The sequence below is a fragment of the Nonomuraea sp. NPDC049504 genome (assembly GCF_040676845.1).
GTDB classification, from domain to species: Bacteria; Actinomycetota; Actinomycetes; order Streptosporangiales; family Streptosporangiaceae; genus Nonomuraea; species Nonomuraea salmonea.
The window spans coordinates 93585-118513 of the sequence record NZ_JBFAPT010000021.1; the positions used below are offsets into that span (position 1 = coordinate 93585).

At 68.3% G+C, this 24929-nt stretch carries 29 protein-coding genes and 1 tRNA gene; 21 read left to right on the forward strand and 9 right to left on the reverse strand.

The features are described 5' to 3' along the window. Positions 1-6: 6 nt before the first annotated feature. Entirely contained in the window at positions 7-510 is a 504-nt protein-coding gene (locus tag AB0K28_RS34060) for an O-acetyl-ADP-ribose deacetylase (RefSeq protein WP_345395313.1), read from the forward strand. Between the two features lie 216 nt (positions 511-726). On the opposite strand, the gene AB0K28_RS34065 is transcribed toward AB0K28_RS34060, so the two are convergent. Both AB0K28_RS34065 and AB0K28_RS34070 read right to left on the reverse strand, forming a co-directional pair. Next, a complete protein-coding gene (locus AB0K28_RS34065; protein WP_345395316.1) occupies positions 727-1518 on the reverse strand; it encodes a class I SAM-dependent methyltransferase in 792 nt (263 codons plus the stop codon). Beyond that, positions 1511-2254 carry an SDR family NAD(P)-dependent oxidoreductase gene (locus tag AB0K28_RS34070; protein ID WP_364378019.1) on the reverse strand — a complete coding sequence of 248 codons (744 nt, stop codon included), beginning with the start codon at positions 2252-2254 and terminating at the stop codon, positions 1511-1513. Before AB0K28_RS34070 ends, AB0K28_RS34065 begins: the two co-directional genes overlap by 8 nt. Before the next feature lie 113 nt (positions 2255-2367). On the opposite strand from AB0K28_RS34070, the gene mshA reads away from it, so the two are divergent. Genes mshA through AB0K28_RS34085 form a run of 3 tightly spaced genes read left to right on the forward strand, consistent with a single transcriptional unit; the run spans position 2368 to position 4925 of the window. Then, on the forward strand, positions 2368-3648 hold the full coding sequence (mshA, locus tag AB0K28_RS34075) for a D-inositol-3-phosphate glycosyltransferase (RefSeq protein WP_364378021.1): 1281 nt from the start codon (positions 2368-2370) through the stop codon (positions 3646-3648). Between the two features lie 36 nt (positions 3649-3684). Beyond that, complete coding sequence (locus AB0K28_RS34080) at positions 3685-4164, forward strand: YbjN domain-containing protein (protein ID WP_364378023.1); 480 nt, start codon at positions 3685-3687, stop codon at positions 4162-4164. Between the two features lie 17 nt (positions 4165-4181). After that, positions 4182-4925, forward strand: a complete 744-nt coding sequence (locus AB0K28_RS34085) for a phosphoglyceromutase (protein WP_364378025.1) — start codon at positions 4182-4184, stop codon at positions 4923-4925. 45 nt (positions 4926-4970) lie between these two features. Here the strand turns inward: AB0K28_RS34085 and phoU are convergent, their stop codons facing one another. Next, positions 4971-5615, reverse strand: coding sequence for a phosphate signaling complex protein PhoU (phoU, locus tag AB0K28_RS34090; RefSeq protein WP_345395325.1), 645 nt, complete (start codon positions 5613-5615; stop codon positions 4971-4973). 133 nt (positions 5616-5748) lie between these two features. On the opposite strand from phoU, the gene AB0K28_RS34095 reads away from it, so the two are divergent. Both AB0K28_RS34095 and AB0K28_RS34100 read left to right on the forward strand, forming a co-directional pair. Next, a complete protein-coding gene (locus tag AB0K28_RS34095; protein ID WP_364378251.1) occupies positions 5749-6918 on the forward strand; it encodes an ATP-binding protein in 1170 nt (389 codons plus the stop codon). A gap of 64 nt (positions 6919-6982) precedes the next feature. Next, positions 6983-7675, forward strand: coding sequence for a response regulator transcription factor (locus AB0K28_RS34100; RefSeq protein ID WP_345395328.1), 693 nt, complete (start codon positions 6983-6985; stop codon positions 7673-7675). A 56-nt stretch (positions 7676-7731) separates the two neighbouring features. On the opposite strand, the gene AB0K28_RS34105 is transcribed toward AB0K28_RS34100, so the two are convergent. Continuing rightward, complete coding sequence (locus AB0K28_RS34105) at positions 7732-8322, reverse strand: copper chaperone PCu(A)C (protein WP_364378028.1); 591 nt, start codon at positions 8320-8322, stop codon at positions 7732-7734. A 251-nt stretch (positions 8323-8573) separates the two neighbouring features. Between AB0K28_RS34105 and AB0K28_RS34110 the strand changes: the two genes are divergently transcribed. The 4 genes from AB0K28_RS34110 to AB0K28_RS34125 all read left to right on the forward strand — a co-directional run bounded on the left by AB0K28_RS34110 (position 8574) and on the right by AB0K28_RS34125 (position 10605). Beyond that, complete coding sequence (locus AB0K28_RS34110; protein WP_020544658.1) at positions 8574-9056, forward strand: CarD family transcriptional regulator; 483 nt, start codon at positions 8574-8576, stop codon at positions 9054-9056. A 17-nt stretch (positions 9057-9073) separates the two neighbouring features. Continuing rightward, the gene (ispF, locus tag AB0K28_RS34115; RefSeq protein WP_345395331.1) at positions 9074-9541 is read left to right on the forward strand and encodes a 2-C-methyl-D-erythritol 2,4-cyclodiphosphate synthase; all 468 of its coding nucleotides are present in this window, start codon (positions 9074-9076) and stop codon (positions 9539-9541) included. A gap of 403 nt (positions 9542-9944) precedes the next feature. Further along, a complete protein-coding gene (locus AB0K28_RS34120; protein WP_364378030.1) occupies positions 9945-10232 on the forward strand; it encodes a GlsB/YeaQ/YmgE family stress response membrane protein in 288 nt (95 codons plus the stop codon). A gap of 97 nt (positions 10233-10329) precedes the next feature. Further along, positions 10330-10605, forward strand: coding sequence for a GlsB/YeaQ/YmgE family stress response membrane protein (locus AB0K28_RS34125; protein WP_345395337.1), 276 nt, complete (start codon positions 10330-10332; stop codon positions 10603-10605). A gap of 81 nt (positions 10606-10686) precedes the next feature. Here AB0K28_RS34125 and AB0K28_RS34130 read toward each other — a convergent pair whose 3' ends face one another. Then, the gene (locus AB0K28_RS34130; RefSeq protein WP_364378033.1) at positions 10687-11856 is read right to left on the reverse strand and encodes a DUF2637 domain-containing protein; all 1170 of its coding nucleotides are present in this window, start codon (positions 11854-11856) and stop codon (positions 10687-10689) included. A gap of 54 nt (positions 11857-11910) precedes the next feature. Here AB0K28_RS34130 and AB0K28_RS34135 point away from each other — a divergent pair, with 54 nt between their 5' ends. Then, positions 11911-12297 carry a PPOX class F420-dependent oxidoreductase gene (locus AB0K28_RS34135; protein ID WP_345395346.1) on the forward strand — a complete coding sequence of 129 codons (387 nt, stop codon included), beginning with the start codon at positions 11911-11913 and terminating at the stop codon, positions 12295-12297. A 43-nt stretch (positions 12298-12340) separates the two neighbouring features. Continuing rightward, on the forward strand, positions 12341-13732 hold the full coding sequence (gene cysS, locus AB0K28_RS34140) for a cysteine--tRNA ligase (RefSeq protein ID WP_345395349.1): 1392 nt from the start codon (positions 12341-12343) through the stop codon (positions 13730-13732). Here cysS and AB0K28_RS34145 read toward each other — a convergent pair whose 3' ends face one another. Continuing rightward, on the reverse strand, positions 13733-14689 hold the full coding sequence (locus tag AB0K28_RS34145) for a MerR family transcriptional regulator (protein WP_364378035.1): 957 nt from the start codon (positions 14687-14689) through the stop codon (positions 13733-13735). It lies immediately after the preceding gene. A 101-nt stretch (positions 14690-14790) separates the two neighbouring features. On the opposite strand from AB0K28_RS34145, the gene rlmB reads away from it, so the two are divergent. Together rlmB and AB0K28_RS34155 are read left to right on the forward strand one after the other, a co-directional pair. Beyond that, positions 14791-15756 (forward strand): 23S rRNA (guanosine(2251)-2'-O)-methyltransferase RlmB, encoded by a 966-nt coding sequence (gene rlmB, locus AB0K28_RS34150; protein WP_345395355.1) that lies wholly within the window; start codon positions 14791-14793, stop codon positions 15754-15756. 20 nt (positions 15757-15776) lie between these two features. Further along, positions 15777-15849 (forward strand) — tRNA-Thr (locus tag AB0K28_RS34155). A 169-nt stretch (positions 15850-16018) separates the two neighbouring features. Here the strand turns inward: AB0K28_RS34155 and AB0K28_RS34160 are convergent. Continuing rightward, complete coding sequence (locus tag AB0K28_RS34160; protein ID WP_364378037.1) at positions 16019-17191, reverse strand: site-specific integrase; 1173 nt, start codon at positions 17189-17191, stop codon at positions 16019-16021. Positions 17192-17327: 136 nt separating this feature from the next. Then, the gene (locus AB0K28_RS34165) at positions 17328-18167 is read right to left on the reverse strand and encodes a helix-turn-helix transcriptional regulator (protein ID WP_364378039.1); all 840 of its coding nucleotides are present in this window, start codon (positions 18165-18167) and stop codon (positions 17328-17330) included. 656 nt (positions 18168-18823) lie between these two features. On the opposite strand from AB0K28_RS34165, the gene AB0K28_RS34170 reads away from it, so the two are divergent. The 7 genes from AB0K28_RS34170 to AB0K28_RS34200 all read left to right on the forward strand — a co-directional run bounded on the left by AB0K28_RS34170 (position 18824) and on the right by AB0K28_RS34200 (position 24047). Continuing rightward, entirely contained in the window at positions 18824-19033 is a 210-nt protein-coding gene (locus AB0K28_RS34170; protein WP_364378041.1) for a helix-turn-helix domain-containing protein, read from the forward strand. Between the two features lie 176 nt (positions 19034-19209). Continuing rightward, a complete protein-coding gene (locus AB0K28_RS34175) occupies positions 19210-20079 on the forward strand; it encodes a hypothetical protein (protein ID WP_364378043.1) in 870 nt (289 codons plus the stop codon). Continuing rightward, a complete protein-coding gene (locus AB0K28_RS34180) occupies positions 20076-21611 on the forward strand; it encodes a YfjI family protein (protein WP_364378045.1) in 1536 nt (511 codons plus the stop codon). Before AB0K28_RS34175 ends, AB0K28_RS34180 begins: the two co-directional genes overlap by 4 nt. A gap of 264 nt (positions 21612-21875) precedes the next feature. After that, on the forward strand, positions 21876-22634 hold the full coding sequence (locus tag AB0K28_RS34185; protein WP_364378047.1) for a hypothetical protein: 759 nt from the start codon (positions 21876-21878) through the stop codon (positions 22632-22634). A 21-nt stretch (positions 22635-22655) separates the two neighbouring features. Further along, a complete protein-coding gene (locus AB0K28_RS34190; RefSeq protein WP_364378049.1) occupies positions 22656-23291 on the forward strand; it encodes a hypothetical protein in 636 nt (211 codons plus the stop codon). A gap of 205 nt (positions 23292-23496) precedes the next feature. Then, on the forward strand, positions 23497-23742 hold the full coding sequence (locus AB0K28_RS34195; RefSeq protein ID WP_364378051.1) for a hypothetical protein: 246 nt from the start codon (positions 23497-23499) through the stop codon (positions 23740-23742). 59 nt (positions 23743-23801) lie between these two features. Further along, positions 23802-24047, forward strand: coding sequence for a hypothetical protein (locus AB0K28_RS34200; RefSeq protein WP_364378053.1), 246 nt, complete (start codon positions 23802-23804; stop codon positions 24045-24047). A 197-nt stretch (positions 24048-24244) separates the two neighbouring features. On the opposite strand, the gene AB0K28_RS34205 is transcribed toward AB0K28_RS34200, so the two are convergent. Then, a complete protein-coding gene (locus AB0K28_RS34205) occupies positions 24245-24802 on the reverse strand; it encodes a hypothetical protein (protein WP_364378055.1) in 558 nt (185 codons plus the stop codon). Between the last annotated feature and the right edge of the window lie 127 nt (positions 24803-24929).

Below are 24929 nucleotides of genomic sequence, written 5' to 3' on the forward strand. Positions count from 1 at the left end.
GGCGCCATGGAAGTGACGCTCGTCCAAGGCGACATCACCGAGCAGCGGGTCGACGCGATCGTCAACGCCGCCAACTCCTCCCTCATGGGCGGCGGCGGCGTGGACGGCGCCATCCACCGGCATGGCGGCCCCGAGATCCTCCAGGAGTGCAGGAAGCTCAGGGCCGGCCACTACGGCAAGGGCCTGCCGACCGGCATGGCCGTGGCGACCACGGCCGGGCGGCTGCCCGCGCGCTGGGTCATCCACACCGTCGGGCCCGTCCACTCACGCTCCGACGACCGCTCCGAGCTGCTCGCCTCCTGCCACGTCGAGTCGCTGCGGGTGGCCGACGAGCTTGGCGCCGCCACGGTGGCCTTCCCCGCGATCTCGACCGGCATCTACGGCTGGCCGGTCGACGACGCCGCCCGCATCGCGCTCGACGCCGTGCGCGGGGCCCGGACGTCGGTGCGCGAGGTGCGGTTCGTGCTGTTCGACGCGGTCGCGTACGCGGCCTTCGAGACCCTGCTCTAGGGCGCCCACGGGGGCGCGACCGCCCACGAGTGCGTGTTGCGCGACTCGAAGGATTGACTCGCTCCCCGGGCTGAAGCCCGAGCATTCTGCCCCCGCCAGACAGGTGGCGTCCAGCTTGAGCCCGTCGGCGCTCGCCCGCGAACCGACCGATGCTCGCATGGCCCATGAGCGTGGGTTGCGGTTCCTATGAGCGTGGATCGACCGCTTTCGAGCGCTCTAGCGGGGATCGACCGCCGACCACGGCAGCGTCAGCTCGCCGAGCCGCCACCGGGCGACGCTCCCGAGCGGCGGGTGCGCCGGCACGGGCCAGGTGCGCGACAGCTCCCCGATGGCCGCCAGCCACCGCTGCCGCCGCCCGTGCGCGCCGTAGGGCGCGCTGACCGCCCATGCCCGGTCGAAGTCGCTCAGAAAGGCGTGGATCCGCTCACCCGGCACGTTCCGGTGGATGAGCGTCTTGGGCAGCCGGTCGGCGAGGTCGGACGGCCGCTCGAAGGCGTCGAACCGGGCGGAGAAGGTGATGGTCTCCGGCCCCTCGGCCGACAGCCCCACCCAGACCGCCCGCCGCCCGTTCTCCGACGAGGTGCCCTCCACCAGCACGCCGCCGGGCGCGAGGCCCGCCCGCAGCACCTCCCAGTAGTGCCACGCCTCGTCCTCGCCGTACTGGCGCAGCACGTTGAAGGCGCGGACGAGGGCCGGCGGGCGCGGCACCGGCAGCTCGAAGCCGCCCAGCCGGAAGCTCAGCCCCTCCCGCTCGTACGGCCTGGCCAGCGCCACCCGCGCGGGATCGATCTCCAGCCCCACCACCTCGACCCCCGGCGCGACCTTGCGCAACCGGGTGAACAGCTCAAGCGTCGTGGCGTGCGAGGCGCCGTAGCCGAGATCCACCACCAGGGGCCGCTCGGCGGCGCGCAGCAGCCGGCCGTGCACGGCGGCGATCCAGCGGTCGCCGCGCCGCAGCCGGTTGTGGCCCGTCGTGCCCCTGGTGATGGTCCCGACCGGTTTAGCCACCGACGCGGTGCACCTTGTGCTGCGCCGCCTGGGCGCGCGGCCTGATGACCAGGCGGTCGATGTTGACGTGGGCCGGGCGGGTGACGCACCAGGCGATGGCGTCGGCGACGTCGTCGGAGGTCAGCGGGCCGGGCACACCCTGGTAGACGCGGGCCGCGGCCGACTCGTCGCCCCTGAACCTGGTGACCGCGAAGCCCTCGGTCTTGACCATGCCGGGCGCGATCTCGACGATCCGCACCGGCTGCCCGACCAGCTCCAGGCGCAGGGTCTCGGCCATCGAGCGCTGGGCGTGCTTGGCCGCGACATAGCCGCCGCCGCCCTCGTACGCGACGTGTCCCGCCGTCGAGGTGAGCATGACCAGCACGCCGTCGCCCGACGCGACGAGTTTGGGGATCAGCGCCTGGGACATGCGAAGGGAGCCGAGCACGTTCACGTCGTACATGCGCTGCCAGTCGTCCACCCGGCCCTCGGCCACCGGCTCCATGCCGTGCGCGCCGCCCGCGTTGTTGACCAGCACGTCGCACCGCTCCAGGCCGGCCACCAGCGCGTCAACAGAGTCCTGTGAGGTCACATCGAGCGTCACCGGCCTGATGGAGGGCACCTCGGCGGCCAGCTTGTCCAGCCGGTGGCGGCGTCGCGCGCCCGCCACCACGTCATAACCTTCGGCGGCGAGCCGCCGCGCGGTCGCCTCGCCGATCCCGCTGCTCGCACCCGTCACCACAGCCGTTTTCCGCATGGTCCCCATCCTGCCAGGAGCCCTGGGGACGACTTTGTACCCCCACAAATGACCAGTTGTCGGGAATGTCAGAAATGTTGGGACAGTTGTACTCGGTCTGGAGGTGGTGTCGAGTGAGGCGACGACGGGTCAACCGGGTCGCGACCATCAGCATGCACACGTCGCCGCTGGACCAGCCCGGCACGGGCGACGCCGGTGGCATGAACGTGTACATCGTCGAATGCGCCAAGCGACTGGCCCGGCTCGGGGTGGAGGTGGAGATCTTCACCCGCGCCACCGCCCGCGACCTGCCGCCCGTGGCGGAACTCGCTCCCGGCGTCCTCGTCAGGCACCTCACGGCCGGCCCGTACGAGGAGATGGACCGCGCAGAGCTGCCCGGCCAGCTCTGCGCCTTCCTGTCCGAGGTGCTGCGCACCGAGGCCATGTACGACCCGGGCCGCTACGACGTCATCCACTCCCACTACTGGCTGTCCGGCCAGGTCGGCTGGCTGGCCAAGGAACGCTGGGGCGTCCCGCTCGTCCACACCATGCACACCATGGCCAAGGTCAAGAACCTCCTGCTCGCCCGCGGCGACAAGCCGGAGCCCGCCGCCCGCGTGATCGGCGAGCAGCAGGTCGTGGACGTCGCCGACCGCCTGGTCGCCAACACCGCCGACGAGGCAGGCGAGCTGATCGACCTGTACGGCGCCGACCCCGCCCGCGTCGCCGTCGTGAACCCCGGCGTCAACCTCAACGTCTTCACCCCCGCCTCCCAGGGCGTCGCCAGGCACCGGCTCGGCCTGCCGCAGGACGCCCACGTGCTGCTGTTCGTCGGCCGCATCCAGCCACTCAAGGCCCCCGACGTGCTGCTGCGCGCCGCCTCCAGGATGCTCATCGACGAGCCCGCACTGCGCGAGCGCCTGGTGATCGCCTGCGTCGGCGGCCCGTCGGGCAACGGCCTGGCCAGGCCCTCGTTCCTCACCGAACTCGCCACCGAGCTGGGCATCGCCGACGTCGTCCGGCTCGTGCCGCCGGCGCCCCAGGAGGAGCTGGCCGACTGGTACCGGGCCGCCACGGTCACCGTCGTGCCGTCGTACAGCGAGTCGTTCGGCCTGGTCGCCCTTGAGTCGCAGGCGTGCGGCACCCCGGTGGCCGCCGCGGCCGTCGGCGGGCTGCGCACGGCCGTCCGCGACGGCGTCTCCGGCCTGCTCGTGGACGGCCACGACCCCGCCGACTGGGCCATCGCGCTGCGCCGCCTGCTGTCCGCGCCGCGCAGGCGCGAGCGGCTGTCGGCCGGCGCGCGCGAGCACGCCGCCGCCTTCGGCTGGCAGGCCACCGCCGCCCGCCTCATGGAGGTCTACGCCGGCGCCATCGCCCATCTGCACCAGGTGCCGGTCGCGCTGCCGGGGAACTGACCGTACTTTGTTCTGCCGCCTCATAAGGTGAAGGGCATGCGCGAAGTCGTCGAAGCAGCACTCAAAGCCGCGGACGTCACCTACGACGAGCCCCGCCCAGGAGCCTTCCTGGCCAGGCTCCCCGGCCAGCACAAGCTCGCCACCATGACCTGGCTCATCGTCGGCGAGCGGGTGCTGCACGTCGAGGCGTTCTTCTGCCGGCAGCCCGACGAGAACCACGCCGAGTTCTACCGCTGGCTGCTCGGCAAGAACGGCTCCATGTACGGCGTGCACTTCTCCCTCGACCCCGTCGGCGACGTCTACCTCGTCGGCAGGGTCCCGCTGGCCGCCGTCACCGAGGACGAGGTGGACCGGCTGCTCGGGTGCGTGCTGACGTACTCGGACGACTGGTTCGACCGGGCACTCGAGCTCGGCTTCGCCTCCTCGATCAGGCGCGAGTGGGAGTGGCGGGCCAAGCGCGGCGAGTCCCTGGCCAACCTCCAGGCGTTCGCCCGCTTCGCCGACCCCGACCGGTAGAACCATAGGATTGCCGCATGGCGACTTTGGTGCTGCTTAGGCATGGCGAGAGTGACTGGAACGCGAAGGGCCTGTTCACCGGCTGGGTGGACGTCAGCCTGTCCGCCAAGGGCGAGGACGAGGCCCGCCGCGGCGGCAAGCTACTCCAGGAGGCCGGGCTGCGCCCGGACGTCGTCCACACCAGCCTTCTGACCAGGGCCATCCAGACGGCCCAGCTCGCGCTGGCGGAGGCCGACCTGCTCTGGCTGCCGGTCAAGCGCAGCTGGCGGCTCAACGAGCGCCACTACGGCGCCCTCCAGGGCAAGAACAAGGCCCAGACCCGCGAGGAGTTCGGCGACGAGCAGTTCATGCTGTGGCGCCGCTCCTACGACGTGCCCCCGCCCCCCATCGCGGACGACGACGAATACTCCCAGGCCGGCGACCCCCGCTACGCCCTGCTGCCGCCGGAGCTCATGCCCCGCACGGAGTGCCTGAAGGACGTCGTGGGCCGCATGCTGCCCTACTGGTACGACGAGATCGTCCCCGACCTCGCGGCCGGCCGCACGGTGCTGGTCGCCGCCCACGGCAACTCGCTGCGCGCGCTGGTCAAGCACCTCGACGGCATCGGCGACGACGATATCGCCGGGCTCAACATCCCGACCGGCATCCCGCTGCTCTACGAGCTCGACGCCGACTACCGCCCGACCGTGCGCGGCGGCCGCTACCTCGACCCCGACGCCGCGAAGGCCGCCATCGAGGCCGTCGCCAACCAGGGCCGCTGACATCAGGGGGTGCGAGAGCACCCCCCTTTTTTTCCGTCGTACGCGTCAGCCGGTCCGCGACCCGGTGACCAGGTAGACGACGGCCTGCGCCACCCGCACCGCGTGGTCGGCGTACCGCTCGTAATAGCGCCCCACCAGCGTGATGTCGATCGCCGGCTCCACCCCGTGCGCCCAGTCCTTGGCCAGGATCTTCGAGAACAGGCGGCGGTGCAGCCGGTCCATCGCGTCGTCGTCCTGCTCGAGCTCCAGGGCCGAGTCCACGTCGCGCGACGCCACGCAGCTGCCGGCCTTCGTGACGAGGTTCTCGGCGATCTGCCCCATTTCCAGAAATGTCGGGCGCAGCCCCGGCGGAATGGCCGAGTCGGGGTGCCGCAGCCGCGCCACCTTGGCCACGTGGACGGCGAGGTCGCCCATGCGTTCGAGGTCGGTGCCCATGCGCAGCGCCGTGATGACCATGCGAAGGTCCACCGCGACCGGCTGCTGCCTGGCCATCAGCTCGAAGATCGACGCCTCGAGGTCCGCGAAGGTGGCGTTCACCTCCTGGTCGCGGGAGATCACGCTCTCGGCGAGCTGCAGGTCGGCGTCAAGGAGGGCCGTGGTGGCACGGGAGATGGCCGACCTGGTCAGCCGGGTCATCTCCACCAGCTTGTCGGTCAGCGAATCGAGTTCTTCGTGGTACGCGTCGCGCATGCCGTCACCGTACGGCGGGGCCGATGAACGAACTCCGACCGCCAGATGAACTTTCCGGGAAAGAGGCGTTCATCCCCTGATGAGGGGGTCTGTCCCTGCGGAAACGCCACCTACCATCGGAGGCATGAGTGAGATGGCCATGAGCTTCGCGGCCCTGGCCGGGTTCGTGGTGGGCGCGCTGGCGGTCCTCTTCTACCGCAACCAGATCGAGGCCCCCAGCCGCACCACCACCGACGGCGTCGAGACCGGCGCGGCGCTGCCCCAGGGCGTCGCGTCCGTGCTGGCCGTGCTGCCCTCGTCCGCCGTCGTCCTCGACGCGCACGACCGGGTGCTGCGGGCCAGCTCGGCCGCACGCGCGTTCGGGCTGGTCAAGGGCGACCGGCTGATGGCCGCCGAGCTGCTCGCCCTGGCCCGCCAAGTGCGCCGCGACGGCGAGATCCGCGAGAGCGAGATCGACGTGGCGGGACACAAGTTCGGCCAGGAGACCACCAACTTCGCCGTACGCGTGGCGCCGCTCGGCTCCTACGGCCAGGTGCTCGTGCTCGCCGAGGACCAGACCGAGCGGCGCAGGGTCGAGGCCGTGCGCCGCGACTTCGTCGCCAACGTCAGCCACGAGCTGAAGACCCCGGTCGGCGCGCTCAGCCTGCTGGCCGAGACCATCCAGGACGCCGCCGACGACCCCGAGGCGGTCAGCCGCTTCGCCGGGCGCATGCAGCACGAGGCCGCCCGGCTCAACTACCTCATCCAGGACCTGATCACGCTCAGCCGGATCCAGGGCGCCGAGCCCATCCCCACGCCGGGCCAGGTCTCCATCGACGAGGCCGTCAACGACGCCATCGACCACTGCAACACCAGAGCCGTCGCCAAGGACATCACGCTGGTCTCCGGCGGCACCGAGGGCCTGCGCATCTGGGGCGACGCCGAGCTGCTCGCCACCGCCCTGCGCAACCTCATCGACAACGCCATCGTCTACAGCCCCGAGCACACCCGGGTCGTGGTCAGCGTGCGCCCGGCCGGCGACTCCGTCGAGATCAGCGTCAGCGACCAGGGCATCGGCATCCCCGAGGAGGCGCTGGAGCGCATCTTCGAGCGGTTCTTCCGCGTCGACGCCGCCCGCTCCCGCGTCACCGGCGGCACCGGGCTCGGCCTGGCCATCGTCAAACACGTCGCCGCGGCCCACGCCGGCGAGGTGTCCGTCTGGAGCAAGGAAGGGTCCGGCTCCACCTTCACCCTGCGCCTGCCCGCCTTCGGCGGCACGGCGCTGGCAGTACCACCCTCGATCCCCATGGAGGCAGCCTCGTGACCGCACGAAGCGAAACCACCGTCGGACGCGCCGGCCGCGTCATGAGGCCCGCAGGAGCACGCGCATGACCCGCGTCCTCGTCGTGGAGGACGAGGAGTCGTTCTCCGACGCCCTGTCCTACATGCTGCGCAAGGAGGGCTTCGAGGTGTCGGTCGCGGCGACCGGCCCCGAGGCGCTCGACACCTTCGACCGCAACGGCGCCGACCTGGTGCTGCTCGACCTGATGCTGCCCGGCCTGCCCGGCACCGAGGTCTGCCGTTCACTGCGGCAGCGCTCGAAGGTCCCGGTCATCATGCTGACCGCCAAGGACAGCGAGATCGACAAGGTCGTCGGCCTTGAGCTGGGCGCCGACGACTACGTCACCAAGCCGTTCTCCTCGCGCGAGCTGGTCGCCCGCATCCGCGCCGTGCTGCGCCGCCAGGGCGACCTCACCGAGGAGCTGGAGAGCGCCGTGCTGGCCGTCGGGCCCGTGCGCATGGACGTCGACCGCCACATCGTCGCCGTCCGCGGCGAGCCCGTGCAGCTGCCGCTGAAGGAGTTCGAGCTGCTGGAGGTGCTGCTGCGCAACGCCGGCCGGGTGCTCACCAGGGGCCAGCTCATCGACCGCGTATGGGGCGCCGACTACGTGGGCGACACCAAGACGCTCGACGTGCACGTCAAGCGGCTGCGGGCGAAGATCGAGTCCGACCCGTCCAACCCGCGCTGCATCCTCACCGTGCGCGGGCTCGGCTACAAGTTCGACGCCGTGGAGGAATGACAGACCCCGGTACCGATCGTGCGGGTACCGGGGTCTTCTCATGCCCTCCGGAGGCTCTAGTGCGCCTCCTCCTCAGCCTCTCCCGTCGGCGACGGCGTGGGCGTCGGGGTGGCCGCGGGGGTCGCGCCCGGAGCCGGGGGGTACGACGCGTATTCGCGGCTGCGCGTGACCACAGGGACGTTCATGGACACGACGCCGGCGTTGGCGAACTGGAGGTCCAGCTTGATGCTCTCGCCGCCCCTGAGGCTCTTGGGGATCGCCTCGAGGATCAGCTGAGGGGCCGGCTTGCCGGTGTTGACGAGCTGGTTGCTCGGAAGCTGAATGGGGGCGGTGATCTTGACCGTGCCCATCTCGCCGGCGTTGACGGCCTGGAGGGTGTCGGGGGTGCCCGAGGTGTTGAGGATGTTCAGGTAGATCGGGGCGGAGCCGCGCCAGGCGAGCTGGGCTCCCGAGTCGGGGCCGAGGATGAACGCCTGAGGGATGTGAATGCCGCTCTTAGCGCCGTACTGACCGTTCTCGATCAACACCTGGGCCTCGTTCGGCGCGTACGGCATGTTGGTGGTGGCGTCGAATCCTGCCCCGCAGCCCGCGAGCACGGGGGCTGCCAAGAACGCGGCGGCTACGACAATCCAGCGACGGCTGGTCACGGGCGGGTTCTCCTTGGTTCTGCGCAGGTGTCGCGCGTGCGTGATGTGCAGCGCCCACCATATCCACCCCAATGCAAGGTCATATCCGCACCCCCGCAGGTCATTCGCTATGTCCAGAAATGCGATTCATAGAGTTGAGCGGTTGTCAACCCCCAATATGCGGCTTTGACCTGCAGTTATGAGGATTTCACTGTTCCGGGAGGCTGTGGATGCGTGGTACCCTGGAGTACAGCGGAAGGGGTACTTGTCACATGACTTTCCAGGTCGGCGACACTGTCGTCTACCCCCACCATGGGGCTGCTCGGATCGAAGCAATCACGACGCGATCCATCAAGGGTGAGGAAAAGACCTACCTGGTGCTCAAGGTCGACAAGGGCGACCTTACCGTCCAGGTGCCAGCTGAAAACGCAGAACTCGTCGGTGTGCGCGACGTTGTCGGTCAGGAAGGCCTTGAGCGGGTTTTCGACGTCCTTCGCATGCCGCACACGGAAGAGCCGACCAACTGGTCTCGTCGCTACAAGGCCAACCTCGAGAAGCTCGCGTCCGGCGATGTGAACAAGGTTGCCGAGGTGGTTCGGGACCTGTGGCGGAGAGACCGCGAGCGTGGCCTGTCCGCCGGCGAGAAGCGCATGCTCGCCAAGGCGCGCCAGATCCTGGTCAGTGAGCTTGCCCTGGCCGAGAAGACCAATGAGGACAAGGCAGAGGCCCTTCTCGACGAGGTTCTCAACTCCTGAACACGAATCTTCCACGGGTGGGCGTCGGTGTCGACGTCCACCCGTTCGCATCACCGGGCTCAGGACGCGAGCTCAACCTCGCCGGTCTGCACTGGCCGGGTGAGCTCGGCGTCGAGGGCCACTCCGACGGCGACGTCGCCGCCCACGCGGCCTGCGACGCGCTGCTGTCCGCGGCCGGTCTCGGCGACCTCGGCAAACTGTTCGGCACCGCCGACCCGCGGTGGGCGGGCGCCTCTGGCACGGTGCTCCTCGAAGAGACCGCTCGCCAGGTGCGGGCGGCCGGCTTCGAGATCGGCAACGTGGCCGTCCAGGTGATCGGTAACCGGCCGAAGCTCGCGCCCCGGCGGCTGGAGGCCGAGAAGGCGCTCAGCGCCGCTCTGGGGGCGCCTGTGAGCGTCTCCGCCACCACGACCGACGGCCTGGGGCTGACGGGGCGTGGCGAGGGTGTGGCGGCCGTGGCGACCGCTCTGGTGATCGCGCTCTGATCGGGCTTCGCGATCGTCGGTTCCCGCGGTCGCGACGCTCTTGTCGCGGCCGTCAGGCCCTTTCACAGCCGTGAGGGTTTTTCGCGGTCGTGAGGCTCTTTTCACGGTCGTGACGGTCTTTCGCGGTCGTGACGATCTTTCGCGGTCGCGTGGCTCTTCCGTGGCCGCGTGGCTCATTTGCGGCCGTGAGGCCGTTCGCGTGAACCGATCCCGTGTCCGGCGCGTCCTCTTTGTGGGATACGTGAGGGTGTCCCGGCGGGTCGTCGCCAGCCCGCCGAAAATGCGGAGGCGGCGGTTCGTCACTGGCGCGGTACGGACCGCCGTCTTCCCTCATGGGTAATTCGCCAGTTCAGGGGGTATGTGTCCCGCCAAGACATGTGAACGTCTTCGGGGGGAGCTCCACATGATCGGCGCGATCGTTAGCGCAGTAGTCATCGGCGCCATCGTCGGTGCGCTGGCCAGACTCCTGGTGCCGGGCAGGCAGAACATGTCCATCGGCCTGACCCTCATCGTCGGCATCGTGGCCGCCCTGATCGGCACCCTGATCGCCCAGGCGTTCGGCTGGGCCGACACCAGAGGCATCGACTGGATCGAACACATCCTGCAACTCGTCCTGGCCGTGGCCGGTGTGCTCCTCGTGACCCGGATGGGCATGGGACGCCGCGGCCGAGGCGGCCGAACAACTACCTGACCTGCACTTTTGCAAAGCGGGCGCATAATTGCCGTAGATCGGGTAGCGACCATCCCGTGAGGGTGAACCGCTCAGCCTCACGGGGAGGTTTCATGTCATGACCATCGAATCCATCCTTGGCGCCATCGTGATCGGCGCCGTGATCGGCGCAATCGGTCGTCTGCTGCTTCCCGGCAGGCAGGCCATCGGGTGGATCCTCACCATCGTCGTCGGCATCGTCGCCGCCCTCCTGGGCACGCTGCTCGCGCAGGTGCTCGGCGTGGAGACCACGCCGGGCATCGACTGGATCGAGCTGGTGATGCAGGTGGTGCTCGCGGTCGTCGGTGTGGGCCTGGTGGCTGGACTACGCCGCGGTAGCGGCAGAAGCGTCTGATCCACGCCGTACGCAACTGGCGGGATAGAAGGGCCCGTCCGGGAACGTGTTCCCGGACGGGCCCTCTTTCGTGCTTCTTCGTCAGTCCTCGGGCGGGCGGGGGGTGCTGCGGAGGCGTTCGGCCGGGGCCGGGGAGTCGTCGACGATCACCCGGTGCGGGGCGGTGTCCTCCATCCCCTCACGCGTCTCCTCACGCAGCTCCTCACGCGTCTCCTTGCCGCGCCGCTCCTGCTCGTCGGCCAGCTCGGGGCCGTGGCGCGGGTCGGGGGCGTCGTCGTCGAAGACGGGGTGGGGCTGGGTGTCGGCGTCCTTGTCGGTGGACTCGGGCGAGGGACGCGGGTGGACGAGCACGTCGGCCGGCTTGACCCGGTCGCCCCAGCGGACGGGGCGGGTCAGCGGTTCCTCATCGGGCTCGCTCGCCGCCTCTTCCCGCACGTCTTCCTGTACGTCGTTCCGCGGCTCTTCCCGCGGCTCTTCGCGCGGCTCTTCCTGGGCCTTTTCTTCGGTCTTTTCCTGAGCTGTGGCCTCGGGCTCTGGCCGGGTCCGTAGGGGGCGGGTCACGGGCTCGGGCTCGGGTGCGGGGCGGCTCAGGGGCTTGTCGGCCGGCTGGGGCTCCGGCTCTTCCTCGTTCTGGACCGGCCACTCGGTCACGCGGCCCGACACTGGAGGCGTCTCGGGGGCGGCGGTGGGGCCCACGACCGGCGTGGGCTCGGACAGGGGCTCAGGCAGGGGCGCGGGCGTCTCCGCCGCGAGCGGGGGCGGCTCATCGGCCCGCGACCCCTGGAACGGCACCAGGTCCTGCTCCTCGGCCTCCCGGTACGCCGGCGCGCGATGCGCCTGCACGTGCTTGATCAGGAGTAACCACAGCCACAGCGCCAGGGCCAGCATCACCCAGGGCGCGAGCGCCACGCCGATGGCCGTCTGCCTGACGTCGAAGGTGACGCGCACCGCCGTGGCCACGTTCGCCGCAGCGGCCGCCGCGATCAGCAGGACCAGCACGAACGCCGCCTGCACGCGTACGAGCATCTTGGCCGAGCGCAGCAGCAGGACGCCGACCAGCGCGACCACCAGCAGCGCGTCGAACGCCGCCGGGTAGAGGAAGGCGAGGTCCTGCCTGGCCTCGCCGGTGACGGCCAGCGCGCGCAGGTCGTCGAAGGAGAGCGCGCACGCGGCCCCGGTCAGGGCGGCGACGGCGAGCCCGGCCAGGGCGAGGCCCAGGCGGCGGAGCAAAGAGGGGGGAGTCACGTCCATGGCGTCTTCGAGACTACAGAAGAATGGGGATCACGACCGATCAAGGGAGGCCGCATGACCAAGTTGTCGGAAGATGTCCGCAAACTTTTGGACGCGCCGAATTATGCGACGGTGACCAGTCTCAACGCCGACGGCGGGCCGCAGTCGTCCGTGGTGTGGGTGCGTACGGACGGCGACGACGTGCTCTTCTCCACCGTGAAAGGCCGCGTCAAGCCGCGCAACTTCGAGCGCGATCCGCGCGCGAGCCTGCTGGTCATCGATCCCGACAACCCCTACAGGTACGTCGAGGTGCGCGGCCGGGTCACGATGACGCCCGACCCGGAGGGCGCGCTGATCCAGGAGCTGTCGCAGAAGTACCAAGGACGCCCATGGGAGGACAAGCCGGGCACCGAACGGCTCATCGTCCGCATCTCGCCCGACAGGGTGCACCTGCGGGGCTGATTTATCGGCCTGACGACGCCGCCGAGGCGTTAGCCTTTCTTTCGTGAGCCTGCACATCTACGACACCAGCACGCGCGCCATCCGTGAATTCGTTCCGGTCGAAGCCGGCCGGGCGTCGATTTACCTGTGTGGGGCCACCGTGCAGGCTCCTCCGCATATCGGGCACATCCGCTCGGGCGTCAATTTCGACGTGCTCAGGCGCTGGATGGCGCGTTCCGGCTACGAGGTGACGTTCTGCCGCAACGTCACCGACATCGACGACAAGATCATCAGGGTGTCCGCCGAGGAGAGCGTGCCCTGGTTCGTCGTGGCCGAGCGCAACCAGCGGGCCTTCGCCTGGGCCTACGACACGCTCGGATGCCTGCCGCCGACCGTCGAGCCGCGCGCCACCGGCCACGTGCCGGAGATGATCACGCTGATGGAGCGGCTCATCGAGCGCGGCCACGCCTACGCCTCCGGCGGCGACGTCTACTTCGACGTACGCTCCTACGAGGAGCGCTACGGCTCGCTGTCCAACCAGAAGCTCGACAACATGCGGCCCGCGGCCGACACCGACGACGAGTCGTGCAAGCGCGACCCGCGCGACTTCGCGCTGTGGAAGGGCGCCAAGCCCGGCGAGCCCACCTGGCCCACCCCGTGGGGCCCCGGCCGGCCCGGCTGGCACCTCGAGTGCTCCGCGATGGCGACGAAATACCTCGGCCCGACGTTCGACATCCACGGCGGCGGCATCGACCTGATCTTCCCGCACCACGAGAACGAGATCGCCCAGTCCCAGGCCGCCGGCGACGGGTTCGCCCACTACTGGATGCACAACGGCATGCTGAAGATCGGCGCCGAGAAGATGAGCAAGTCGCTCGGCAACTCGCTGCTGATCCCCGACATGGTGCAGAAGGTGCGTCCCGTCGAGCTGCGCTACTACCTCGCGGCGCCCCACTACCGCTCCTCGATCGACTACTCCGAGGAGGCGCTGCTCGAGGCGGCGGCGGCGTACCAGCGGATCGAGGGGTTCGTGACGCGGGCCGCCGAGGTGATCCACGACGTCGACGCCCACGCGCCGCTGCCGCAGGCGTTCGCCGACGCGCTCGACGACGACCTCGGCACGCCGCAGGCGCTCGCCGTCGTGCACGAGGTGGTGCGCGAGGGCAACGTGGCGCTGGCCCGCGGCGACAAGGAGGCCGTGGCGCGGCTGCTCGCCGAGACCCAGAACATGCTCGACGTGCTCGGCCTCGACCCGCGCTCGCCGCAGTGGCGCGGCACGGGCTCCGATCTGTCGCCCGTCGTCGACGCGCTCGTCGCGGTGGCGCTCGAGCAGCGCAAGGCGGCGCGCGAGCGTAAGGACTACGCGGCCGCCGACGCGATCAGGGACCAGCTCGCGGCGGCCGGCATCACCGTCGAGGACACCCCGCACGGGCCCCGGTGGGAGCTGAGCCGCTGATCAGGCCGCGGTCTCGTCCAAGGCTGTCGCGATCCACGTGAACAGCGCGGGATCCTGCTCGTACGTGGGGAGCGGGGTCCCGTTGATCCGGCCCACCAGCGCGACATACCTGCCATAGGTGGCGTCGTACTCCGGGTCCTCCGGCAAGTCCTGCACCATGAGGAAGGTCGCCGCCAGACGCTGCCTGGAGCCGCTGCCGGCGAGCTCCGCGAGGCGTACCACCAGCTCTTCGACGCGCGGATCGTGCGGCGGCAGGCCCTGGTGGTACGCCGTCACCAGGTCATCGCCGATCTTCGCCCCCTCCTCATGGATGAAGTCCCACGTCGCCGGGGCGGCCAGTTCGCTGCCGGGGAACGTACCGTAGACGTCCTGGAGATGGGCGCGGACCGCGGCCCTGAACTCCTCGTCCTGCAGCAGGTCGGCCAGCTCGATCCAGGCTTCGAGCTGCTCGGCGGACGGGTCGTCGGGCAGGCACGGGCGCAGCTCGCGCAGCCGGTCCACGATGCCGGACGGCAGGTCGAGCGACCCGCCCACCCCGGACCAGAAGTCGTCGATGAGGCGCTCGCGTTCGTCGTCCCGCATCGAGACGAGGCGGTGCATCAGGGCCGCCTGGGCGGCCGTGCCGCGCTGCCTGACGAGCGTACGCAGCACCGCCCGCCTGGCCCGCAGGTCGCGCTCCTGCCGCTCCACCAGCTCCAGGTGGGCGGCGAGGAGATCGTGCAGCGACGTCTCGCCCGCGAGCAACTGGCGGATGTCGAGCAGGCCCGCGTCGAGCTCCCTGAGCGTGCGGATCAGCTCCAGGCGGGCGATGGCGCGGACGTCGTACAGGCGGTAGCCCGCCTCGGTCAGCCGGGTGGGGGCGACGATGCCGGCGTCGGAGTAGTACCGGATGGCGCTGACGCTCAGGCCGGTGCGGCGCGCGACGTCCCCGATGGGGTAGAGGTCGTTGTCGTCCATGTCCGCCACTATGGAGTCTCAAGCGGATCGAGATTCAAGCCCTTTCCCGCCCTTTTTGGCTACGTCCTGAGAAGGGCGGCGGCCCGAGTACCCTTGAACGCATGGCAGCAGGCGGTAGGGCATCAGGCAGGCCCGCGAAGAAGAAGGGCCCGGCCAAGGGCACCGGTGGGCAGCGCCGCCGTTCGCTCGAAGGCAAGGGCGCGACGCCGCCTGCCGAGATGCGGCACTGGTACAAGGAGAAGGCGCGCGCCGAGCGCATCGCGCGGGAGGAGCGCGGGAGCGGTCGCCGTCCCGGCGCGGCTCGCCCGCAGCGGCGCTCAGAAGACGCGCCCGAATACATCGGCGGGCGCAACCCGGTCCTGGAGGCGCTGCAGGCCGGGGTGCCGTGCAACGCGCTCTACGTGGCGCAGCGCATCGACAACGACGACCGCGTACGCGACTCCATCAAGATCGCGGCCGAGCGCGGCATCGCCCTGCTCGAGGCCACCCGCGACAAGCTCGACCGCCTCACCGAGGGCGGCGTGCACCAGGGCATCGCGCTGCAGATCCCGGCCTACGACTACGCGCACCCGTCCGAGCTGATCGAGATCGCCCACGAGGCCGGCGAGGCGCCGCTGATCGTCGCCCTCGACTCCGTCACCGACCCGCGCAACCTCGGCGCCATCGCCCGCTCCGCCACCGCCTTCGGCGCCCACGGCCTGCTCGTGCCGTCCCGCCGCTCGGCCGGCGTCACGGGCGGCGCCTGGAAGACGTCCGCGGGCACCCTGGCCACCCTGCGCGTCGCCCGCGCCGCCAACCTGACCGCCGCGCTACGCGAATACCGCGACGCCGGCCTCTTCGTCGTCGGCCTCGACGGCACGGGCTCGACCGAACTCGCCGACGTCGACCTGCTCGGCGAGCCCCTGGTCATCGTCGTCGGCTCGGAGGGCAAGGGGCTGTCCCGGCTGGTCAGGGAGCAGTGCGACGTCCTCACCCGCATCCCGATGCGCGCCGCCGCCGAGTCGCTGAACGCGGGGGTGGCGGCGGGGGTGGCGCTGTACGAAGTCGCTCGTCACAGGCGTCCCTAGCGTCTACACTGGTAGGCCGTGCCGACGTAGCTCAATCGGCAGAGCATCTGTCTTGTAAACAGAAGGTCAGGGGTTCGATTCCCCTCGTCGGCTCTGTCCACTGACCAGGGAGTTCCTTGATCGCAAGGGGCTCCCTGAGTCGTCTCCAGGGGCCGACTGTAGCAACGGCTGTAGCAGCCGGGACCCGTACGGCGGGGTTCGCCGCAGTTCAGCGCGTACATGCGGCCACCTCCCGCCTCGTTGGATCGCTGCTCTGGGGACATTATGCGGGTTGGTCCTGCCGGGTGCTCGCCGCCTTCGCCGGCCACTGGTACCGGCGCTTGCTGACCGGCCGCTGCTCGGGTCGGGGCTTGCTCAGGAGGGCGAGCGCGCCGTCCATGGACTCGGCCGCCTTCGTCTGGACCTCGACCGTGAGGTGTGTATAGACCTCTGAGGTGGTCGAGAGCTGGGTGTGCCTGAGCGTGCCCTGGATGGCCTTCATATCCACGCCCTGGCCGTGCAGCCACGTGGCCGCCGTGTGGCGGAGGTCGTGGATGCGCACGCGCAAGCCGTTGCGCCGCTCGATGCCGACGCGGTCACATAGCGCGGCCCAAGCCCGGTTGGCGTTGCGGGGCTCGATCGGCGTGCCATACCTCGTGGTGAACACCCAACCGGCGTCGGCCCAGACCTTGGCCTTCTTCCGCTGGGTCTCCTGGGTCTTGCGGTAATCGCGCAGCTCGGCCAGGAGGGTCTTAGGGATTGCCACCATGGTCGTGGAGCCCTCCGTCTTGCCGTCCACGACTGCCAGGCGGCCCCGGCGACGACCTGTGGACTCGTCGACCTCGCCGCGCAGGCGCTGGAGCGAGGGGCCGACGTTGACGACACCGTTCTCAAGGTCGACGTCTTCCCAGCGGAGCGAGAGAGCCTCACCACGGCGCAGGCCGAGGCCGAGGATGGTGAGCCACAGGACCCGCCAGGTGTCGCTCATGGCGGCCGTGAAGAGGCGGTGGGCCTCGTCCTGGGTGAGGAACGTGCCCCGCTTGCTCTTGCCGGAGGGCGGCTCGACCAGTTCGGCGACGTTACGGCTGACGAGTTCCTCCTTGCGGGCAGCGTTTAACGCCGTTTTCAGGATGGCGTGGCAGTAGTTCACGGTTCGGTCAGACAGGAGTTCGAGCGGGGCATCCGTGCCGTCGACCGTCCTCTTCTGCCTGCTGGATGGCTTCTGCTGCAACTCGCTGATCCAGTCGCGGAGCTTTGCCGGGGTGAGCTTCGTCAACGGTTCGTCACCGATGTGCGGCACGATGTGCAGGCGAATATTGTCGGCATAGGAAAGGCGAGTCGACTCCCGGATCTTTCCTGCGGCTACGCGCTGCTTCAGCGTCTTGTTGATCCACTGGTCCAAGTATGCTGCGAGAGTCACGCCTTTGCCCGTAGTGATCGGCTTGCCGTCCTCCACGTCGCGTAGAAGCTTGCGCCATTTCTCCTGCGCCTTGGTCTTCGACCTTGCAGAGACCGTTGGACGTGACCCGTCGGGGAGAGTGACGGTACCAATCCAAATCCCGTCCGCCCGTTGGTAGAAACTCCCCTCCCCGTTAGCCCTTGCTCGGGTCTTGCGGCGGTTCCTGTCTATCACGTTTGTTCATCGCCTCCTCTAGTATGTTGCGAATAGCGCTGAGTGCCGTTTGATGCCCCTTTATGGCCTCCTCTTCTGACGCGTAGGTAACTTGGAATGTTGGCTCACCTTCAGGTCTGACCCAGAACCACCGACCATCCGAGTCCTGGTGCAACGTCGACGCCTCGATGCCGCCGATCAGGTGATGTTGCACGCTGATGGGGTCGATCTCGATTGCGTCTGGCTTTCTGGCACGCCGTCGCGTTCCACGGCGAGGGGCAGTTTTGTCAAAATAACTGCGCGCGAACATTACAGTATCGGCGAAATGTTTTGGCATATCTGTTTTCATGAGTCGATACGCCTCGACTGGGTCAAGGGGGTTATCCGTTCCTGTTCTTTCTTCTTCCTCTAGCGCCTTTATGAGTGCATAGAGGCGCCCGCGTTCTTCGTTGAGGCGTAGCTCCCAATACTCCATCAGGCGTTCCTTTAATGGTTCGCCCAGAGTTGAATCCTTAATCTTGCGTACAGTCTCGGTGATTGCTGAAGGAGGCTCGGGCGTATCTATGTTCATGCCAAATGCATCAGCCGAAACATGGTTGGTAAGAACAAGAAGTGGCTCAAGGCGAGTGCCGAGTACTCGGCTTAGGCTTGCGAGATGTCGAATGGATGGCTTGCTTCCTTGCCTCCAGCGCAAAATGGTGGATTGGCTGATCCCGAGTGCATCAGATAGGGCGGCGTCAGTGCCGTATCCCATCGCCTTCGCCATGGCGGTGAGCCAATCGGAGAAGTTGCCTCGGTCTGCGGGGTTGTCGCCGGACACCGTTACGCTCCGTAAGTTCTGATTATTCGCAAGCCGACACTAGCTTCGGTCTTGCGCACACGCAAGAGTTCCATCGTTCACTGAGGTTCGTTGGAGTTCTCGCTGGATCTGCTTAGGTCGCCAGGGCAGCCCTGGCGACCCTATCGGAGCCCGCTCCTGAGCGTATGCGCCATGCCACAAAGAGTAGTGCATGGGTGGGGTGAGGGCGGGACACCGAGTACGACAGCATACGACAAAACGACAAATACGACATGGCGCAGGGTTCGCTTGAAGGGATTTCGCCAGGTGGGAGCAGGTGTCGACCAGTGCCAGAGCGTGTACACGCCTCAGGGGAAGTTGATCAGAGGGCGTGCCTTGCGCGCGCGCAGGCGTGGCGCGTTGTAGGAAGGTCAAGAGCTGGTAAGGTCGTCTTGAATCTGAGGGGTCTATCCGACGTCTCTACGATTCACCGAAGACCGCTTAACTCCAGAAACGGGGACGGCCCGACAGAGATACGCCCGAGAGCTCTCACCTTCTCGGGTCTGCCAGGCCGACGTCCCCAACCGACCCCGCTCACGCGGGGTTTCACGTATGCAGTGAAAATCGGAGGACGTGTGAAGTCTAGTCATGTGGCTGACCTGTCCGTACCCCGGACCGGTAAGTCGGAGGTCACGACTTTGGATCTTGCTGGAGCCACAACTCTGCCGCTCCTCCTCACCGTCGAGGAGGCCGCCGAGCAGCTCCACATCGGGCGCACCAAGGCTTTCGCCATGGTGAAGTCCGGGGAGATCGAGTCGGTCCTGATCGGCGAGCGCGGCCGGCGCGTCCCCCGCGAGGCCGTCTTGGAGTACATCGCCCGCCTGCGTCAGCAGGGCAAGAGCACGTGATCCACGCCCGCTTCAGCGGGGTGTGAGCGGCACTGCTCAAGCCTCTCTAGGCCCGTCACTGAAGCCCGGTAACCACTTCGGTTGCCGGGCCCTCCCTGTATCGCGTCCCTAACGCGACTTCACACCTCTCAGCGGGGTTCGCCCCGCTGCTTAACGCTGCTCAAAGAGGAGACAGCATGAGCACGCCCTTCGCGCGGGTTCTCCAACGCCTCTACGAGGTCACCGGCCACGCGCCGCGTGGTTCGGCCACCCAGAAGAACACCATCTGCCCTGCCCACGACGACCGCCACCCTTCCCTCTCGGTGGGCATGGGCGGCGACAACGTGGTCAAGCTCAAGTGCCACGGCGGGCCGAAGTGCTCGACCGAGGACGTGATGTCCGCCCTCGACCTGCCCATGTCCGCGCTCTGGCCCGCTGACCTCAAGAACCAGGCGGGGCCGCGCAGCACCAGCGACTTGTGGATGCCGTGCAAGCACGACAAGGCCGCCGAATACCTCTACCGGGACCACGACGGCACCGTCCTGTACGGCGTCGCCCGGTGCCGCCTCAAGGGCAACGGCTGCCAGGGGTTCCGGCAGTGGCGGCCTGACCCGTCCAAGCACGCCGGTCGCCGGTGGAGTCTCTACGGTGACGACGGCCGACTCGCCGTCAAGCTGGTGCCCTACCGGCTCCCCGAGGTACTGGCGGCCGTCCGCGAGGAGCGGGTCGTCATGATCTGCGAGGGCGAGAAGGACGTCGAAGCCCTCCTCGCCCGCCCGTACATCACCGCCACCTGCAACCCCATGGGCGCGGGCAAGTGGCGCCCGGAGTTCGCCGAGTACTTCCATGGAGCCGACGTCTCCATCGTCGCCGACCGCGACGAGCCCGGCCGCAGGCACGCCACCGAGGTCGTGAGCCAGCTCATGCCGGTGGCCCGCTCCATCTACGTCATCCAGGCCACTCACGGAAAGGACGCCGCCGACCACCTCGCCGCAGGCGGGACGACCGGCGACTTCACCACCGTCTGGGAGCCCAAGCCCTACCTGAACGAGGAGTACTACGGGTGACGACCCAGCACAACGAACCCAACTGGGCTCCCGACATCGACAAGACGGGGAAGGAGACCCCGCCGACCGCCGAGGAGCCTCCCGACCCGAACGACGGTTGGGAGGAGCCAATCCCGCTCCAGGCCGGGGCCGCGCTGCCACCGTTCCCCACGGAGGTGTTCCCCGGGTACATCGCCGCCATGGTCAAGGCCATCGCGGAGGAGATCCAGGTCCCGGAGGATCTGCCGGGTGCGCTGGCGCTGGCGGCGCTGGCGACGGCGGCCGGTGGGCGAGCCGAAGCGGCGATCAAGGGAACGTGGCGAGAGCCGCTGAACCTGATGCTGGCGGTCGCCATGCCGCCCGGCTCGGGTAAGTCGCCCGTCTTCAACGCCATGATGCGGCCGATCTTCCAAGCGGAGAAGGCCCTCCAGGAGGCTGTCCGCGACAAGATCGCGGAGCGCGAGGCCGAACGCCAGACCGCCCTGGCGGACGCGGAGGAGGAGATGAAGAAGGCCAAGGACATCAAAGCCCGCAAGGTCGCCCTCGCGTCAAGGCAGAGGGCTGATGAGATCGAGGTTCCCGTTATGCCGCGCCTCACGGCTGACGACACCTCGCCCGAGCAGGCCACGACGATCCTGGCCGAGCAGCACGGGCGGCTGGCGATCCTCGCGGCCGAGGGAGCGTTCTTCGAGGTGATGATGGGCCGGTACTCGAAGGATGGCCGTCCGAATGTCGAGTTGGTGCTCAAGGGCCACGCGGGCGACCGGATCCAGGTCGACCGGCGAGGCCGTGGTGAGTTCGTCGAGCGCCCCAGCCTCACCATCGGTCTGTGCATTCAGCCCCAGATGTTGCGTGACATCGCGGCCAAGCCACAGATGGCCGGCCGGGGTGTGCTGGCTCGGTTCCTGTTCAGCCTGCCGCCCGACTTGGTGGGGAAGCGGAAGATCACGCCGGACCTCGCGCCCGAAGAGGTGATGCGGGCCTACAACGAGACCATCAAGCAGCTCGCCCTGGACCTGTCGGAGTGGCTTGACCCTGCTCTGCTGTCCATGTCCCCGGCCGCGCTGAAGCTGTTCACGGAGTGGCGGGCCGAGCTTGAGCCCCGGCTTCTGGAAAGTGGCGATCTCGGTTCGCTGCGGGAGTGGGCATCCAAGCTGGCCGGGCACACGGCCCGCGTCGCCGGGCTCCTGCACCTGGCGGAGAACCCCAAGCACGGCCACAGATCCGCCATCCAGGAGATGACCATGGGGCGGGCGATCGTGCTCGCCAGGTACTACGTGGCGCACGCCAAGGCGGCGTTCGGGGCCATGGGGGAGCCCCCGCTCCTCGTCAAGGCGCGCAAGATCCTCAAGTGGATGGAGGGGCAGAAGGAGTTCAAGAAGCGGGACGCCCATCGGCACATCCAGAAGCACGTCAAGGACGTGGCGGAGACGGCCAAGGTGCTGAGCGTCCTCGAAGAGTACGGCTACATCCGGATGATCCCCTCCGAGACCTCCGTCGGCCGTCCGTCGACCACGTACGCGGTTCACCCTCGACTGGCGGTGACAGGGTGACAAAACCTCGTTGCATGCGTGCTGACCAGCAGGAACAGGTGTCATCTAGGGCGGTGACAAACCGGTGACAAAACGGTCCGCTGGTGACAGAACCTCTCCGGCGATGTCATCGCGCCAGGTGACAAATATCCATGCAGGTCAAAACGTGTTCCGTTCATTTCGTCCTCGGAGTGTCACCACGGCTGGTGACGGCATCACCGCAGCTCAGAAGCCTGATTCTGGGTTTTGTCACCCCTACGCCATGCACGACTCAGGAAGGGCTTGATGGACAGAAACCGCGCCATCGCGGACCTGCGCTGGGTGATCGCCTACTGGCCCGACCTGCACGACTCCCGCTTGCACGGCACGCCCACGCCGTGGCGACGGCCGCAGCTCACCCCCGAGCAGCTCGTCGAGCGAGACCATGCCGCGTGGCTGGAGCGGCTGGAGCGAACTGGAGATGCCTTGGGCGCGAGCCGGGCCCCGCTGCGGGTGCCGGTGCTCGACGTACTGACCGACCTGCTTACCGATGCCGTCGACCTCGCCGACGAGCTGGCCGCAGCCCTGACGTGTCCGAGCATGGAACCGCCCAGCACGGGCCTGGCCGACCCGCGGCCGTACTTGGAGTTCGCCGCGCGGCGCCTGGCCGAGGTCGACGATGCCGACTTGGGCGCGTGGGCGTACGAGCGGAGCCGTGTCATGGTGGCCACCGCCGCCAGGGCGTTGGGGCTGGTCTACGACGGCCAGGTCCTGGACGTCGAATGCCCCTGGTGTCGAGGCATCACGCCCGAGACACCGGGAGGCGGCGCAAGGACGTGGCAGGTACGGGACCTCTTCGGTGGGCGGTCGTGCGGGCATGGCCAGCCCTACCGGCGCTTCTGCACGGAGTGCGAACAGCAGATCGTCATTACATGCGAGAACGCCGGCTGCGAGCCGCCGTTGGGATGTGCGGGTACCTGGTGGCGTGGGCAACCATGCTGGCCACTCCACGATTGGGATTGGCTCGCCGAGCAAGTGCGGGCGATCGAGGCATATGTGTCCTGATCCGCACTAGCCTGATCCACCATGAATAGCGCTGAAGCTCTCACGGAGGCGACGGTTCTCGCCGCGGTGAACAGATGGGTAGGGGTGATCGTCGCCCTTGTGGGAGCGATCGTCGCGGCTCCGGATGGGACGCGAATGATCTATCGAACAACAAGGGGTTGGGCAGTCAAAAGCTTCAACAAGCTCACCCGGCGCTCGCAGGTCATCCAGGTCAGCGGGATCGGAGAGAGCGCGATCGCGTCCGATGACCTCACGGTCACGAAGACCGGATGGTCTTGGAAGGAGGACGCGCCCGTGGAGGAGCAGATTGGGAGCATACGGGCCTACATATCCGATATTGAAGGCCGCCTCAATGGGATGATCAACGCTCTGTCGACCGAGCGGCAAGCCCGACAGGCGGCCATTACCGGCTTGGCTCAGGAGCTAGAGCGGACTGCGGACCAACTGACGACGCTGATCGATCAGAAGGATCAACGCGCTGCCCGTGTCGATGCCCGAGGTCTCCCTCTGATCGGGTGTGGCATCTTCCTCAATGGAGTTCCAGAAGAGCTGGCCGGAATACCCCTGCACCTTGGGTGGCTGCTGCCGTTCCTGGCGTTCGGGGCCATGATCGTGGTTCTAACCACCATCATGCAGTCTCGCGCGACAACGAGTTGACGATCAGGGTTTTCCACAGGCATCATGATCTCGGGCGGTCACGCACGCCCAAATCCAAGGCCCGCCGTTGTGCGGGCCTTTCGCCTTTCCGGCCACGCCCCCCGTACCCGAGCACGGTGTCATGAGGCAGCCCACGGTGTGAGTTCCACTCGACGCTGCCTGGCTGGCCGACCCATGTAGCCGTTCCGCCAAGAAGGGAACAGCCATGTTCGGAATCCCCTCGTGGGCCTGGATGGTTTGGGCGGCCCTGAGCGTCGGATCGTTCCTCATCCTGGAGTTCGCCGCCCTGGCCAACACCAGAGAGAACGACACGCTCTCGGAGAACCTGCGGCGCTGGCTGGGCCTGGATCCACCACGGCCTGTCCGCAAGATCCTCGCGCCACTGTTCATTGCCGGGCTGGTCGGCTTCGTCGTGTGGTTCGTACCGCACATCCTGTGGAGCCTGTGGTAGCCGGGCGTCGTAACGCCCGGCACAGGACCGGGCGGCCTTACCTGCGTGCACGCCGTCAGATGTTCGCGATCTTCGGCGACATCTGCCACCTCTGCGGCCACGACGGCGCGGGCGAGGCCGACCATCTCGTACCCGTCGCCCTCGACGCTGACCAGCCCGTCGATCCCTACGCCATGCGACCCGCCCACGGGTCCAGCTCTCCATGCACTGCGTGCCCGCCGCGCAACGGCAAGCCGCGGGCGTGCAACCAGGAGCGCGGCACAGGCGCCATCGTCGCGCCGCTGCGCACCTCGCAGGAGTGGTGACCTCCGGGCGCTCTCACCGACCCGGAGGTCACCACTGCCATGCCTATGAACGAACGTCTTGTGCCCACCGCGCACACCTGTCCTGACTGCACCCGCAATGGCGGGCCTGGGCACCGCCTTGTGCTCGTCGTCGATGACTGGGGAACGCCACGATGGACTGTCGGGGCGGCGCGGGGCGGCATACGTATATCAGGCGATTAGGGGACGAAGATGTTTATGGCTACGCCGATTGGGATGGACGCAGCCACGCCCAGTGCGAAGAACATCCACTGCTGGCGTCGCTCCGCTCGGATGGTCGCCTTCGTTTCACCGACAAGAATCTGTCGAATGTTCTCGGCCTGCTCCTCGTTAACCGACAGAAGTCGCTCCTGCTCCTTGGCTTGGCTTATGAGCTTCCTGCGGGCGGCTTGCTGAGCGTTAAGATCACGTCGAAGCTCTGCCATGAGCGACACGGCCTCGTTGAAGGAGGCGTTGACAGCGTCGACGCGACGACGAAGTCGTTCTCCGGGATCCTCTGCGGCCTCACGTTGGCGCCTGCGACTGATTCGAGCCCCACGAATGGCCAGGGTCATCCCCAGCGCGGAGGTGAAGACGCCCGCAGCGCTCAGTAACCACCCGATGCCGGGATCGCTGGCGAGGCGGGCAGCGAAGGGGAATGCGAAAGAAACAAAGATGATCAGCGCGATGAAGGCCATCGTGCCCAACTCGGAGAACTGGGGTCGCTGCGACATGAAGCCATTGTCCGAGTCGAACATCTCCGGGTAGCCGGTTTGGCAGAGATGGGCACCACGGCCGTTGGGCGCTTCGCTCCATCTCGGTTCTCGATATCTGGGTCGTAACCCTGGTCATGGGCAGGCGTAACGGCTTGTCCCTGCTGCGAAG